General features: G+C 68.6%; 15 protein-coding genes. 4 read left to right on the forward strand and 11 right to left on the reverse strand.

Features of this window, described 5'->3' with window-relative positions; all coding sequences use genetic code 11:
* Position 1 precedes the first annotated feature (1 nt).
* Genes LK409_RS02085 through rsmD form a run of 4 tightly spaced genes read right to left on the reverse strand, consistent with a single transcriptional unit; the run spans position 2 to position 2,672 of the window.
* Positions 2 to 1,219, reverse strand: a complete 1,218-nt coding sequence (locus tag LK409_RS02085; protein ID WP_003808568.1) for a benzoate/H(+) symporter BenE family transporter — start codon at positions 1,217 to 1,219, stop codon at positions 2 to 4.
* On the reverse strand, positions 1,216 to 1,467 hold the full coding sequence (locus LK409_RS02090) for a YfhL family 4Fe-4S dicluster ferredoxin (RefSeq protein WP_003808570.1): 252 nt from the start codon (positions 1,465 to 1,467) through the stop codon (positions 1,216 to 1,218). The genes LK409_RS02085 and LK409_RS02090 overlap by 4 nt, the downstream gene beginning before the upstream one ends.
* Before the next feature lie 54 nt (positions 1,468 to 1,521).
* Complete coding sequence (gene coaD, locus LK409_RS02095; RefSeq protein WP_003808574.1) at positions 1,522 to 2,031, reverse strand: pantetheine-phosphate adenylyltransferase; 510 nt, start codon at positions 2,029 to 2,031, stop codon at positions 1,522 to 1,524.
* Positions 2,032 to 2,051: 20 nt separating this feature from the next.
* Positions 2,052 to 2,672 (reverse strand): 16S rRNA (guanine(966)-N(2))-methyltransferase RsmD, encoded by a 621-nt coding sequence (gene rsmD, locus LK409_RS02100; RefSeq protein ID WP_003808577.1) that lies wholly within the window; start codon positions 2,670 to 2,672, stop codon positions 2,052 to 2,054.
* Between the two features lie 75 nt (positions 2,673 to 2,747).
* Between rsmD and ftsY the strand changes: the two genes are divergently transcribed.
* A complete protein-coding gene (gene ftsY / locus LK409_RS02105; RefSeq protein ID WP_041937118.1) occupies positions 2,748 to 3,947 on the forward strand; it encodes a signal recognition particle-docking protein FtsY in 1,200 nt (399 codons plus the stop codon).
* A gap of 46 nt (positions 3,948 to 3,993) precedes the next feature.
* Here the strand turns inward: ftsY and LK409_RS02110 are convergent, their stop codons facing one another.
* The 7 genes from LK409_RS02110 to LK409_RS02140 form a co-directional block, all read right to left on the reverse strand.
* A complete protein-coding gene (locus tag LK409_RS02110) occupies positions 3,994 to 5,592 on the reverse strand; it encodes a CYTH and CHAD domain-containing protein (RefSeq protein WP_010927713.1) in 1,599 nt (532 codons plus the stop codon).
* Between the two features lie 238 nt (positions 5,593 to 5,830).
* Positions 5,831 to 6,652: a phosphonate ABC transporter, permease protein PhnE gene (phnE, locus tag LK409_RS02115; protein WP_003808584.1), complete on the reverse strand. Its 822-nt coding sequence runs from the start codon at positions 6,650 to 6,652 to the stop codon at positions 5,831 to 5,833.
* A complete protein-coding gene (gene phnE, locus LK409_RS02120) occupies positions 6,649 to 7,518 on the reverse strand; it encodes a phosphonate ABC transporter, permease protein PhnE (RefSeq protein WP_169507383.1) in 870 nt (289 codons plus the stop codon). Before phnE (LK409_RS02120) ends, phnE (LK409_RS02115) begins: the two co-directional genes overlap by 4 nt.
* 17 nt (positions 7,519 to 7,535) lie before the next feature.
* Complete coding sequence (gene phnC, locus LK409_RS02125) at positions 7,536 to 8,306, reverse strand: phosphonate ABC transporter ATP-binding protein (protein ID WP_010927715.1); 771 nt, start codon at positions 8,304 to 8,306, stop codon at positions 7,536 to 7,538.
* Between the two features lie 2 nt (positions 8,307 to 8,308).
* On the reverse strand, positions 8,309 to 9,316 hold the full coding sequence (gene phnD / locus LK409_RS02130) for a phosphate/phosphite/phosphonate ABC transporter substrate-binding protein (RefSeq protein WP_003808591.1): 1,008 nt from the start codon (positions 9,314 to 9,316) through the stop codon (positions 8,309 to 8,311).
* Between the two features lie 148 nt (positions 9,317 to 9,464).
* Positions 9,465 to 10,292 (reverse strand): IclR family transcriptional regulator, encoded by an 828-nt coding sequence (locus LK409_RS02135; RefSeq protein WP_010927716.1) that lies wholly within the window; start codon positions 10,290 to 10,292, stop codon positions 9,465 to 9,467.
* 5 nt (positions 10,293 to 10,297) lie between these two features.
* Positions 10,298 to 11,095, reverse strand: coding sequence for an HAD-IIB family hydrolase (locus LK409_RS02140; protein ID WP_010927717.1), 798 nt, complete (start codon positions 11,093 to 11,095; stop codon positions 10,298 to 10,300).
* A 145-nt stretch (positions 11,096 to 11,240) separates the two neighbouring features.
* On the opposite strand from LK409_RS02140, the gene ribBA reads away from it, so the two are divergent.
* The 3 genes from ribBA to nusB are packed head-to-tail and all read left to right on the forward strand — an operon-like array spanning position 11,241 to position 13,429.
* Positions 11,241 to 12,416 (forward strand): bifunctional 3,4-dihydroxy-2-butanone-4-phosphate synthase/GTP cyclohydrolase II, encoded by a 1,176-nt coding sequence (gene ribBA, locus LK409_RS02145; RefSeq protein ID WP_003808597.1) that lies wholly within the window; start codon positions 11,241 to 11,243, stop codon positions 12,414 to 12,416.
* 13 nt (positions 12,417 to 12,429) lie between these two features.
* On the forward strand, positions 12,430 to 12,957 hold the full coding sequence (gene ribH / locus LK409_RS02150) for a 6,7-dimethyl-8-ribityllumazine synthase (protein ID WP_003808598.1): 528 nt from the start codon (positions 12,430 to 12,432) through the stop codon (positions 12,955 to 12,957).
* 7 nt (positions 12,958 to 12,964) lie between these two features.
* Positions 12,965 to 13,429, forward strand: coding sequence for a transcription antitermination factor NusB (gene nusB, locus LK409_RS02155; protein WP_003808599.1), 465 nt, complete (start codon positions 12,965 to 12,967; stop codon positions 13,427 to 13,429).
* The last annotated feature ends 11 nt before the right edge of the window (positions 13,430 to 13,440 follow it).

Below are 13,440 nucleotides of genomic sequence, written 5' to 3' on the forward strand. Positions count from 1 at the left end.
CTCAGGCGCTGCGCGCGCGGCGCCAGGCCAGCGCGCCGTGCGTCGCCAGGCCGGCTGCCAGGCCCCAGAAGGCCGAGCCTATGCCCCAGAAGCTGATGCCCGAGGCGGTGGCCAGCAAGGTAACCAGCGCGGCTTCGCGCCGTTGCGGGTCGGCCATGGCGGTCGTCATGCCGCCCATGATGGCGCCCAGCAGCGCCAGCCCGGCCAGCGCGGCGATCAATGCGCCCGGCAGGGCCTGGAAGAACACGGCCACGGCGCCCGCGGCCACGCTCAGCAATACGTAGGTCAATCCGTAGGTGGCCGCGGCCACGTAGCGCCTGCCCGGATCGGCATGGGCTTCGGGGCCGGCGCACAGCGCCGCGATGATGGCGCCCAGCGTCACGCTGTGGGCGCCGAACGGCGCCGCCAGCAGGCCGGCCAGGCCCGTCAGGCCGACCAGCCGCGAGGCGGGCGGCCGATAGCCGGCCGCCTGCAGGATGGCCAGGCCGGGCAGGTTCTGCGAGGCCATGGCCACCACGAACAGCGGAATGCCCAGGCTGATGGCGGCCTGCCAGGTGAACGATGGCGTGGTCCAGACGAATTCGGTCCAGGCCCATTGCACGTGGCCCAGGCGCAGCAGGTCCAGGCTGCTGGCCGCGGCCAGGCCCACGACCAGCACCGCCAGCACCGCGAAGCGCGGCGCCCAGCGCCTGCCCAGCAGGTAGGCCGCGCACATCGACAGGACCAGCACCGGCTGGGCCGCAATGCTGCCGAAAATACCCATGCCGAAATTGAGCAGCACGCCGGCCAGCATGGCCGCGGCCAGCTCGGCCGGAATGCGCCGCACGATGGGATCGATCCAGCCGAACACGCCGCAGGCCAGCGTCAGCGCCGCGGCCAGCACGAAAGCGCCGACCGCCTGGTCGAACGGCACGCCCACCAGCCCCGTGACCAGCAGGGCCGCACCCGGCGTGGACCAGGCAAACACGACGGGCATGCGGCTGCGCAGGCTGATCAGCGCGCCGCCCACGCCCAGCGCCAGGCAGATCGAGCCCAGCCACGATCCGATGCGGGCGGCGTCCAGGCCGGCGGCATGGCCGGCCTGCACCATCAGCACCGCCGTGCCGCCGAAGCTGACCAGCACCGCGACCAGCCCGGCGACGATGGCCGACAACGAAAGCGCGCCGGTGACAGGCCGGCGCGCCGCGAGGGGGGAGGAGGCGGAGTCGGCGCCGTTCATGCGGCACCGGTCAGGCGACGGTACTTGGCCATCAGTTGTTCCTGCCCTTCCTGCCATTGGGGATGCAGTTCGATGCACTCCACCGGGCAGACCACCTTGCATTGCGGTTCGTCGTGGTGGCCGACGCATTCGGTGCAGCGATCAGGATCGATGACGTAATAGTCCGCGCCCATGGAAATCGCTTCGTTCGGGCACTGTGGCTCGCAAACGTCGCAATTGATGCATTCTTCGGTGATCTTGAGGGCCATGGCGGGTCAGGCGGGGGGCGGACAGGCCGATTGTAGCCCGCCCGCGCGGATGCCTCAGGCGCCGCCCTGCGCGGACTGCTCGCGGCGTTCCTTGGCCTTGGCCTGCAGCCAGCGCTCGACGGACGGAAAGACGAACTTGCTGACGTCGCCGCCCAGCTGGGCGATCTCGCGCACGATGGTGCCCGAAATGAACTGGTATTGGTCGGACGGCGTCATGAACATGGTTTCGACGTCGGGCAGCAGGTGGCGGTTCATGCCGGCCATCTGGAACTCGTACTCGAAATCGGACACCGCGCGTAGGCCGCGGATGATGACGCGGCCGTTCTGGTCGCGCACGAAATCCTTCAGCAAGCCGCCGAAACTGTGCACCTCGACGTTGGGATAGTGGCCCAGCACTTCGCGTGCGATATCCACGCGTTCCTCGATGGTGAAGAACGGCTTCTTGTTGCGGCTGTGTGCAATGCCCACCACGACCTTGTCGAAGAGCGTGGCCGCACGGCGGACCAGGTCTTCGTGGCCTCGGGTCAGCGGGTCGAACGTGCCGGGGTAAACAGCGATGATCATAGGGGCTCCGTACCTTTTGTTCAGTGGCTTGCACCATCCTCCAATGCCGGATTATTCATCGATTTGCGCATTGCAGCAAATTGGAAGAGGCGATAGTGCACGGCGCCGGCCTTGCCCTCGCGCAGCAGCTCGAATCCGGCCGGCGGCGCCGGCGCGGTTTCGGACTCGACATAGACCAGTCCGTCCTCGGCCAGCACGGCGGGCAGCAGTGGCCACAGGCGTTCCAGCCAGCCCTGGCCGAACGGTGGATCGAGCAGGACCAGGTCGAAACGCGAGGCGTCCATGCGCTCGATCACCTGCATGGCGTCGCCGGCATGGATGCGCACCGCGCCCGCCTGCAGCTTGTCGCGCAGCGTCCGCAAGGCGGCCGCCGCGCCGCGGTCGCGCTCGACCATCTGCACCTGGCCCGCGCCGCGCGAGGCCGCCTCGAAACCCAGCGCTCCGCTGCCGGCGAACAGGTCCAGCACCCGCTTGTCGGCGAATTCGCCGCCCCACAGGTGGTTGAGCCAGTTGAACAGCGTCTCGCGCACGCGATCGGGCGTGGGGCGCAGGCCCGGCGCGTCGGCAACGGGAATGAGTGTGCGGCGGTAAAGGCCGCCTACGATGCGGATGGGTTTGCTGCCCGGGCGGGATGGTTTCAAGAACGGGGACCTCCTGGGCGCAATAGTAGCGTCCCCCGCGGGGACGGATGTAGGGAAACGAATATACTTTTGCCCATGTTCAGCTTCTTCAAGAAAAAATCCCCTCCGCCCGCCGCGCCGGCCCAGCCCGCGCCGCCGCCGGAGGCAGTGGACGCAGGGTCAGCCGCACCTGCGCAGCCTCAACCCGCCGAGCCGCAACCGGCCCCGATGCCGGCCCCCCAGCCCGAGCCGCAGCCCGAGCCGCAGCCGCAACAACCGCCCGAGCCGGCGCCGCCGGCCATGGCGTCGCCGCCTGTCGCCGAGTCGCAGCCACCGGTCGCCGAGCCGCAGCCACCGGTCGCGGCCGCGCCCGAGGCGCCCCGCAAGGCCTCGTGGCTGAGCCGGCTCAAACAGGGCCTGTCGCGCACCGGCCAGAACATCGGCGGGCTGTTCGTCGGCGTGAAGGTCGACGAGAACCTGTTCGAGGAACTGGAGTCGGCGCTGATCATGGCCGACGCGGGCATCGAGGCCACCGAGAAACTGCTGGCCGCGCTGCGCGCGCGCGTCAAGAAAGAGCGCATCGACGATCCGGCGCAGGTCAAGACGGCGCTGCGCCAATTGCTGGCCGACCATCTGTGGCCGCTGGAGCGGTCCTTCGACCTGGGGCGGGCCCAGCCCCTGGTGGTCATGATCGCCGGCGTCAACGGCGCGGGCAAGACGACCTCGATCGGCAAGCTGGCGCATACCTTCCAGCGCCAGGGCGCCAGCGTGCTGCTGGCGGCCGGGGACACCTTCCGCGCGGCGGCGCGCGAGCAATTGGTCGAATGGGGCAGCCGCAACAATGTGACCGTGATCTCGCAGGATGGCGGCGATCCGGCCGCGGTGGCGTTCGACTCGGTCAATGCCGGACGTGCGCGCAACGTGGGCGTGGTGATGGTGGATACGGCCGGCCGCCTGCCCACGCAGCTGCACCTGATGGAAGAATTGAAGAAGATCCGCCGCGTCATCGGCAAGGCCGAGGCCAGCGCGCCGCATGAAGTGCTGCTGGTGGTCGATGGCAACACCGGCCAGAACGCGCTGGCGCAAATCCGCGCCTTCGACGCCGCCATCACCCTCACCGGCCTGGTCGTCACCAAGCTGGACGGCACCGCCAAGGGCGGCACGCTGGCGGCCGTGGCCGCCGGCAGCCAGGGCGTGCGGCCCATCCCGGTCTATTGGATCGGCGTGGGCGAGGGGTTGGAGGACCTGCAGCCCTTCGTGGCCGACGAGTTCGCCGCCGCCCTGCTGGCCGACTGAACGGGGTTCGCGCCTGCCCGCAACGCCGCCCGTCCGGGCGGCGTTGTCATTTCCAGAACGGCTTGGCGTGCGCGAGCTGGTCGAACGCTTCCTGGGCCTGCGGCGTCAGGCCGTCGAGCCGGGCGCCGATCCAGCCCACCGCGAACCAGGCCTGCGGGTGCGCCTGCAGCGCCGCCTGGTAGTAATCGCGCGCCACCGCCAGATCGTTGATCTCGCCCAGCAGGTCCTGCACGCGGGCCAGTTGCTTGCGATAGGTGCGCAGCCGGGCTGCCGGCAGCAGGGATTCGGCGAACGACAGGCCGTAGCGCAGGCGCTTGACCCGTTTGCGCAGCTCGTGGCGCGCCTCCAGCTCCAGCGCGCCGAAGCGCAGGCCTTCGTCGATGACCTTGAGATGCCAGCGGCGCAGCCGGCCGGTAAGGCGCTTGCGCAGGGCGGGCGGTGCGGCCTCGGCGGGCGGCGCCAGCGGAATGATGGTGGGGCTGGCCGGCGCGGCCTCGGCCGTGGCGGCCGGGGCGGGCGGGGGCGGCACGTCCAGGCTCCAGGCCAGCAGCTCCAGCAGCCAGCCCTGGAAGGCGCGGTCGGCGGCCAGCGACTGGGCATTGTCGTTGGACGGCGCGGCCTCGGCGGGCAGGGCGGGCATGCCGGCGCGCGCCAGCAAGGGCATGATGGTGTCGGCCAGTACATCCTGGTCGCGCGCCATGCCGAACGCGCTGAAATGCGTACGGGCGCCCTGCGCGAGGGTTTCGGACGGGTCGGCGATCCAGCCGTCGAACAGGCGCCAGGCCGAGCGCAGCCGCCGCACGCCCACGCGCAGCTGGTGCACGTGTTCGGGCGTGCCGGCGCGATAGACGCCCAGGGTGTCCACCTCGGCCAGCACGGCGGCGTTGCGCGCGATGTGGTCCACGCATTCGGCCGCTACCGCCGCCATGGCCTGCATGGGGGTCATCGACTCGTCCAGCTTGACCGCGCCGGCGTTGCGCGGCGCCCAGAAGCCGGCGACGGCCTGCTGGTCGCGCGTTGCCCGCGCGGCGTCATCGGCCTCGCCCGGCGCGGCGGCCAGGTCGTGCGCCAATTGCGCCAGCGCATCGCCCCGTTCGGATTTGCTGCGCGCATCCAGCACCAGCCCGTGGCGTTGCAGCCAGCTGCGCGCCATGGCGAAGATGGCCGCGGGCCGGCCCGAAACCAGTTCGAACTCCAGTTCGGAGATCGGCAGTTCGAGCGCGCCGGCGCGCAGCACGCCCGTGTCGTAGGCCAGCTCGACGGTGCCATGCCGGCCGCGCACCTTGCAGAACAGCCGTTGCACGTCGGTTTCGTAGCGCAGCCCCAGCTCGCCCTTGATGGCCGTCAGCGCGGCCTGCGCCTCGGTGCCGGCGTAGACGGACAGGTCCAGCACCGGCCCGGGGCGCGGGTGGTTGATCTCCACGCGGCTGATGGCATTGGCGCCCGGCATCTTCAGCGTCTGCACCCAGTCGCGCCCTTCCTGGCGCAGCCGGATCGCGATGCGGGCGCGCGCCAGCTCGCGGCCGGGGGTGTCGAAATACATGGCGTGCAGGCGGATGCGCGCGGCCTGCCGCTGCTGGATCTGCTGCTGCACCGCCGCCCGCGCCGCCGCCGGGACGTGCAGCTTCAATTCTTGTTCTGACATGATCGGACCCGCCGAGCCGAAAGCCTAGGATAGTACCCAAAGCTAACCCGGAAATTGATGACGGGTCATATTTCGGTCATGGGAGGGGCGCTGCGGGGGGGCATGGGGGTGCCTGGCCCCGCGGGGACAGATACCGTCTTGGCAGGCTAGTGTTCATGGCGTATGACAGTGTGCCTGTCCCCGCGGGGACAGGCACACTTGCCGGTGCCAGTCCCCCTTTGGGGACAGGCACGCGGCGTCAGAGGATGCGCTTGCGGGCCTGGGTGATGACGATTTCGGCGGCGACGACGACGATGAAGATGGCGGCCAGCACCAGGGCGACGCGGTCCCACTGGAACAGGTTGAGCGCGGTGTCCAGCGCCATGCCGATGCCGCCGGCGCCGACCAGGCCGAGCACGGCGGATTCGCGCACGTTGATGTCCCAGCGCAGCAGCACGATGGACCAGAACGAGGGGCGGATCTGCGGCCAGTAGCCGTACCACAGCACGGCGGCCTTGCTGGCGCCGGTGGCGGTCAGCGCCTCGATGGGGCCGCGCTGGGCTTCTTCGATGGCTTCGCCCACCAGCTTGCCGACGAAACCGATGGAGCGGAACGCGATGGCCAGGGTGCCCGCCAGCGCGCCAGGACCGAAGATGGCGATGAACAGCAGCGCCCACACCAGCGAGTTGACCGAGCGGCTGGAGACCAGGATCAGGCGCGCCAGCATGTTGATGGTGCGGCTGGGCGTGAGGTTGTTGGCCGCCAGCAGGCCCACCGGCACGGCCATCCCGACCGACAGGATGGTGCCCAGCGTGGCGATGTGCAGCGTTTCGACCAGCGCGGCGTGCACCCCCTCTGGGTAGTACGACCAGTCGATCGGCCACATGCGCCGCAGCAGGTCCGCCATCTGTTCGGGCGCGTCGTACAGGAACTCGGGGATCACCTCCACGCTGCGCACGGCCTGCACGATGGCGGCCACCAGCAGCAGGTACAGCATGAAGCGCAGCGCCTTCTGGCCGCCGCTGTAGCGCTGCCAGGTGCGCGGATGGCCCGGTTCCAGGCTCGTCACGGAGGTGTTCATTCGTCCACCTCCCCTTTGCGCGCCAGCGGCGTGGTCGAGCCCAGGCCCCGGGCCGCGGTGAAGCGGCGTTGCAGGATGCGTTCGAAGCCCATGTTGTCCAGGAATACCTTGCGCACGAAGCCCGCCAGGATTTCACCCAGCATGATGATGGCGATCAGCGTCAGCAGGATGGCCGCCACGAAGTCGTAGTCGAAGCGCTGGAACGCCGAGAACAGCGTGCCGCCGATGCCGCCGGCGCCGACGATGCCGACCATGGTCGAATTGCGCAGGTTGGAGTCGAACTGGTAGGTGGCAAAGCCCACGAAGCGCGCGAACACCTGCGGCAGCACGCCGAAAATGATGACGTTGCCGAACGAGGCGCCGGATGCCCGCACGGCCTTGACCTGCTTGAGCGAGATCTCCTCGATCGCCTCGGTGAACAGTTTGCCGATGAAGCCGATCGAGGCCACGGTCAGGGCCAGGATGCCGGCCAGCGCGCCAAAGCCCACGGCCTTGACGAACAGGATGGCCACGATCACCGGGTGCAGGGCGCGGCACAGCGCCACCAGCGCGCGCGCGGGCCAGGAGGCCCAGGCCGGCATCAGGTTGCGCGCGCCCAGCAGGCCGATGGGCAGCGACAGCAGGATGCCCAGCACCGAAGCCAGCACGGCGATTTCCAGGCTTTCGGCGATGCCCTTCCAGAGGGTGTCGGGTTTCTCGAAATTGGGCGGGAACATGCGCGCCAGGAAGGTCGCCGCATGGCCCAGGCCGGTTTCGAAGCGCGCCCAGCTGAAATCCAGCTGGGCGGCGGCGTAGAAGGTGTACAGCACCACCAGCAGCACGCCGGTCTTGGCGCGCCACGACAGCGAGAAAGGACGGCGCGCCATGTTTGCCGTGCGCACGGTCACTCCAGCCAAGACTCGCCTCCGTAGATGGTCTTGAGCATGGTGGCGTCCAGCCCCTTGCCGTCGCCGTCGTAGACGACATGGCCGCCCGACATGCCGACGATGCGGTTGGCGTAGCGGCGCGCCAGTTCGACGTCATGGATGTTGACCAGCACGGGGATGCCGTTGACGCTGCCCTGTTCGGTCAGCAGTTTCATGATCTCGACCGAGGTCTTGGGGTCCAGCGACGAGGTCGGCTCGTCGGCCAGCAGCAGTTGCGGCCGCTGCATCAGCGCGCGCGCGATGCCGACGCGCTGGCGCTGGCCGCCCGACAGGGCGTCGGCGCGCTGGTCGGCAAAGCCGGCCAGGCCCACCGTGTCGAGCAATTGAAAGGCGCGTTCGATGTCGGCCGGATCGAAGCGCCGCATCCAGGCATTGAGCGCCGAGGTGTAGCCCAGCCGTCCGGTGAGCAGGTTCTCCATCACGGTCAGGCGCTCGACCAGGTTGTACTCCTGGAACACCATGCCGATGCGCCGGCGCGCGCGGCGCAGCGACTGGCCGCGCACGCGGGCCAGGTCCACCGTGCCCTCGGCGTCCTTGAGCACGATTTCGCCGCTGGTCGGCTCGATCAGCCGGTTGATGCAGCGCAGCAGGGTGCTTTTGCCGGTGCCCGACGGCCCGATGATGGCCGTCAGGCCCTGGCCCGCGATATCGAGATCGATGCCGTTGAGAACCGGCTTGCCGGCCCGGTATTCCTTCACCAGGCCGGTGATGCGCAGAGACGTCGCCATGCTTACTGCTTGCCCTTGCTCTTGGCGGTTTCGCGGTCGTAGGCCGCGCGGTTGAACTTCTCGCCGCCGGATTCGGCCACTTCGCGCACGATGGCCCAGTCCTTCTGGTAGGTCACCGGATAGAAGCGGTCGGCCCCGTCAAACGCCTTTTTCATTTCGTCGGGGAAGCGGTAGTCGTAGAAGCACTTGAGCATCTTGTCGCGGAAGGCCGGCTCCAGGTCGTGCGCGTAGGCAAACGACGAGGTCGGGAATTTCTCGCTGCGATAGATCACGCGGAAATCCTCTTCCTTGACCTGGCCGCGTTCGGCCATGCGCTTGAACACGTCGGAGGCGACCGCGGCGGCGTCGTAGTCGCCGGAGTTCACGCCCATGACCGACTGGTCATGCTTGCCCGAGAAGATGACCTTGTAGTCCTTGTCGGGGGTCAGGCCTTCCTTGGGGAACAGGGCGACCGGCGCCATGTGGCCCGAGTTCGACGACGGCGCGGTGTGCGCCAGCTTCTTGCCCTTGAGGTCGGTCAGCTTCTGGTAGGGGCTGTCCTTCTTGACGATGACGATCAGGTTGTAGCCCTGGAATTCGTCCGCGTAGCCCTTGACGGCGAACGGAACCGCGCCGGCGATGTTCACGGCGAAGGCGGTCGGGCCGGTCGAGAAGCCGCCCACGTGCAGCCGGCCCGAGCGCATGGCTTCGATTTCGGCCGCGTTGCTCTGCACCTGGTAGAACACCACGCGCTTGCCGGTGCACTCGCTCAGGTGCTTGGTGAAGGGCTTGAAGATGTCTTCGTAGACGGCGGGATCTTCCACCGGCGTGTAGGTGAAGACCAACGTCGATGGCGTTTTCAGCTTGGACTTGTCGGTCGGCGTATCGGCGACCAGATCCTTGTTCGCATCGCAATACATATTGTCCAGATCGCCGCGATTCGAACACGCGGCGTCGGCCGCCTGCGCGGCGTAGGAACCGAAAATCAGGGCGGTCACGGCGGCGGCTTGCAACAGGCGCTTGGCTCGCATGGGCGTCTCCTCGGAGTGCGTTTGGTATATGAATTGTCACGCCATTCAAACACAAACGAGCCTATCCGCGCACTCGGTGAAGTCCCTGTCTTTCTTTTCGTCTTTTGTTCGTTTTGTTCGTTTTGTTTTCTTTTTTGTTTCGAACGCTTCAATTGCCGCGATAGCCCAGCTTGCGCGAGATTTCCTGGGCGCAGGCCAGCAGCGGCCGGGCGATGGCGCCGGTGAAGGAGGCGTCGAACAGGCCGGTCGGCCCCAGGCTGGTCAGCGCCAGCACGATGCCGCCGGTGTGGTCGAACACCGGCACCGACAGGGCGTCCACGCCGGGCAGGGGGCTGCCCAGCGCCCGGGCCATGCCGTGCACGCGGATGTCGGCCAGCATGGCGTCCAGGTTGGCGCGGGTCGTCTTGCGCGGCGTCAGGCTGGCGATGACCGCGGCGTCGCCGTCTTCGCGGGCGATGTAGTGCTCGGCCATCTTGGGGGGCAGCCAGGCGGCGAACACCTGGCCGGTGGCCGTGTGCAGCATCGACATCACCGTGCCCTTGCGCATGTTGACATGCACCGGGTAGCTGGCCTCGGTGATGTGGATCATGGTCGGGCCGTGCGAGCCCAGCACCGCGATGCCCAGGGTGTGGCCGATCTCGGATTGCAGCTTGTCGACTTCGGGCAGGGCCACCCGCACGGGATCGAGCCGCTGCAGGCTGACCAGGCCCATCTGCAGCGCGAACGGCCCCAGTTCGTACTGGCCGGTCACCGTGTCCTGCTGGACCAGGCCGACCCGGGTGAAGCTGACCAGGTAGGGGTGGGCCTTGGCCGAGGTCATGCCGGCGGCGCCGGCCAGGTCGCGCAGCGTCAGGGGGCGGCCGGCGTCGACCAGCGCGGCCAGCAGCGGGAAGCCGACCTCGACCGACTGGATGCTGCGGCGGCCGTCGTTGCCTGGAGCGGCGGCGGGCTTGGCGGTGGATTTGGCGGCGGACATGGCGCTTATCCCCGGTTCGCCAGCAGGCGCTCGGCCATTTCGACGAAGCCGTCGCCGCCGCGCGCGGCCGCGACGAACGCCGGGCGATGCTGGATGCGATGCAGCTGCGACTGGATGTTGGCCACGCCGACCGAGATCGGGAAGAACTTGAACATCGGCTCGTCGTTGGGCGAATCGCCGATGAACAGGGTGTGCTGCAGGGCCGAATCGATGTTCAGGCCGAATTCGCGCTCGAACAGGGTGCGCGTCATGGTCAGCTTGTCGTAGTCGCCGAACCAGCCGTTGACGTGGATGGAGCTGACCTTGGCCTGCGCCCCGGCTTCGTGGAAGATCTCGACGATGCGGCCGACCGCGCCGTCGGGCAGGGCCGGGACGTCTTCGCAGAAATCGATGGCCAGGTCCGCCACCCGGTAATCCTGGTCGCTGGCCACGGCGGTGCCCGGCACTTCGCGCAGCACCCGTTCGCGGATGGCCTGCAGCGCCTGCCGGTTGGCCGCGCGGGTGGCGGCGTCGGCCCAGTAATGCGCGTTCATGCGGCGCGCCGAGCGGTCGTAGGCGTAGTAGAACGCGCCGTTTTCGCCCACGACGGCCCGCACCGGCCACATCCGCGCGATGTGGTCGCACCAGCCGGCGGGCCGGCCGGTGATCGGTACCACGACGATGCCGGCCTGTTCCAGGCGCTCCAGCGCCGCGTAGGCGCCGGCCGGCAGGCGGCCTTCCGTGGTCAGGGTGTCGTCGATGTCGGTCAGTACGATGCGTACCGACGCGGCTACCGGGGCTGGCATGGCCGCAAGCGCTTGCATGGGGCTCCTCGAGGGGATTTGTCGTTATCGGGGCGCGATTCTCAAGCGCGAAGTTTACCGTGCGCGCGCGGCCCGGCGCCGCGCGGGGCGCGACCGCGCCAAGGGCGCTAAAATTGCAGCTTTCCAGCCTGGACGCGCCCGATTCATGTCTGCCCAGATTTCCTCGCTCAACGCCGGCGCCGCGCCGGAATCTTTCGGCATCGCCTCGGTGCCCGAGATCATTGCCGAATTGCGGGCAGGCCGCATCGTCATCCTGGTCGACGAAGAAGACCGCGAGAACGAGGGCGACCTGGTCATGGCCGCCGAGTTCGTCACGCCCGAGGCCATCAATTTCATGGTCACCCACGGCCGCGGCCTGGTGTGCCTGACCCTGACCGAAGAACGCTGCCGGCAGCTCGACCTGCCGCTGATGGCCAGCCGCAACGGCACTCGATACGGCACCAATTTCACGCAATCCATCGAGGCGGCCGAAGGCGTGGAGACCGGCATTTCGGCCGCCGACCGCGCCCGCACCATCCAGGTCGCGGTGGCGCGCGACGCCCAGCCGTCCGATCTGGTGCAGCCCGGCCACATCTTCCCGGTGCGCGCGGTGCCCGGCGGCGTGCTGGTGCGCGCCGGCCACACCGAGGCCGGCTGTGACCTGACCGCCATGGGCGGGCTGACCCCGGCGGCCGTGATCTGCGAAATCCTCAAGCCCGACGGCACCATGGCGCGCCTGCCCGACCTGGTCGAATTCGCGCGCGAGCACAAGCTGAAGATCGGCACCATCGCCGACCTGATCCAGTACCGCAGCGAGCACGAATCCATCATCGCGCGCATGGGCGAGCGGATGATGCAGACTCCCTGGGGCGATTTCCGCTGCATCGCCTACCGCGACGACGCCACGCGTTCGCCACATCTGGCGCTGGTACACGGTAATATCGATCCCGAGCGCGAGACATTGGTGCGGGTGCACGAGCCCGCCTCGCTGCTCGACGTGCTGGATACGGGCGCCAGCCCGCACAGCTGGAGCGTGGGCCAGGCGCTGCATGCCATCGCCGCCTCGCCGGCCGGCGTGCTGGTGCTGATGAACTGCCAGTCGTCTACCGAACACCTGTTTGGCCAGATCGCCAACTGGGCCGGCCCCGCCGAGCGCGCGGCCGCCCAGGAAGGCGACCGATTCGGGCTGCGCACCTACGGCATCGGTGCGCAGATCCTGCGTGATTTGAACGTGGGCCGCATGAAACTGCTGGCCCGTCCCCGCAAGATGCCCAGCATGGCGGGCTTCGCCCTCACCATTACGGGTTACGATTGCGCCCCTCCGAACCTACGCAACGACTGAACAAGGCCGACACATGAATCCCTACATTCTTACCCCCGACCTGAACGGCGAAGGGCTGCACATCGGCATCGTGCGTGCCCGTTTCAACGAAGAAATCGGCCAGGCTCAACTGCAGGCCTGCCTCGAAGAGCTGGGCAAGCTGGGCGTGGACGAGCGCGACGTGATGGTGGTCAGCGTGCCGGGCGCGCTGGAGCTGGGCGTGGCCCTGGCGCGCATGGCCGAAAGCTATGAATTCGACGCGCTGATCGCCCTGGGCGCGGTCATCCGCGGCGAAACCTATCACTTTGAAGTGGTCAGCAACGAGAGCGCCGCGGCCATCAGCCGTATCGCGCTCGAAACCGGCATCCCCGTGGCCAATGGCGTGCTGACCGTCGATACCGACGAGCAGGCGCAGGCCCGTGCCGCCGGCAAGGGCGCCGATTGCGCCCAGGTGGCCGTGGAAATGGCCAACCTGGCGGCGGCGCTCGAGCCGGAAGAAGACGACGAAGACGAAGACGACGAGGACGAAGATTTTGACGACGAAGAAGACGACGGCCGCTGATAACGCGGTGCAGGCCCGCGCCAACGCGCGCAGCGCGCGGCGCCGCGCGCGCGAGTTCGCGCTGCAGGGCGTGTACGCGTGGCTGTTGCGCGGCGGCGAGGGCACCCAGGACGCCGGCGAAATCGACGCCCACCTGCGCGATGCCGAGGATTTCTCCGAGGCCGACGCGCAGTGGTTCAAGACGCTGCTGCACGGCGTGCTGCGCGAGGCGCCGGTGCTGCGCGAGCGGTTCCTGCCGTACATCGACCGGCCGCTGGCCGAGCTGTCGCCGGTCGAGCACGGCATTCTGCTGATAGGCAGCTTCGAGCTGATGCACCATGTCGAAGTGCCGTACAAGGTTGCCATCAACGAGGCGGTCGAACTGGCCAAGTCGTTCGGCGGCACCGACGGCTTCAAGTTCGTCAACGGCGTGCTCGACAAGCTGGCGGCCGACGTGCGCACGGCCGAAGTCCAGGCGGCGCCGCGGCGCTGACCTTCCGCGGG

It is taken from the genome of Bordetella parapertussis (assembly GCF_020735925.1).
GTDB lineage: Bacteria > Pseudomonadota > Gammaproteobacteria > Burkholderiales > Burkholderiaceae_B > Bordetella > Bordetella pertussis.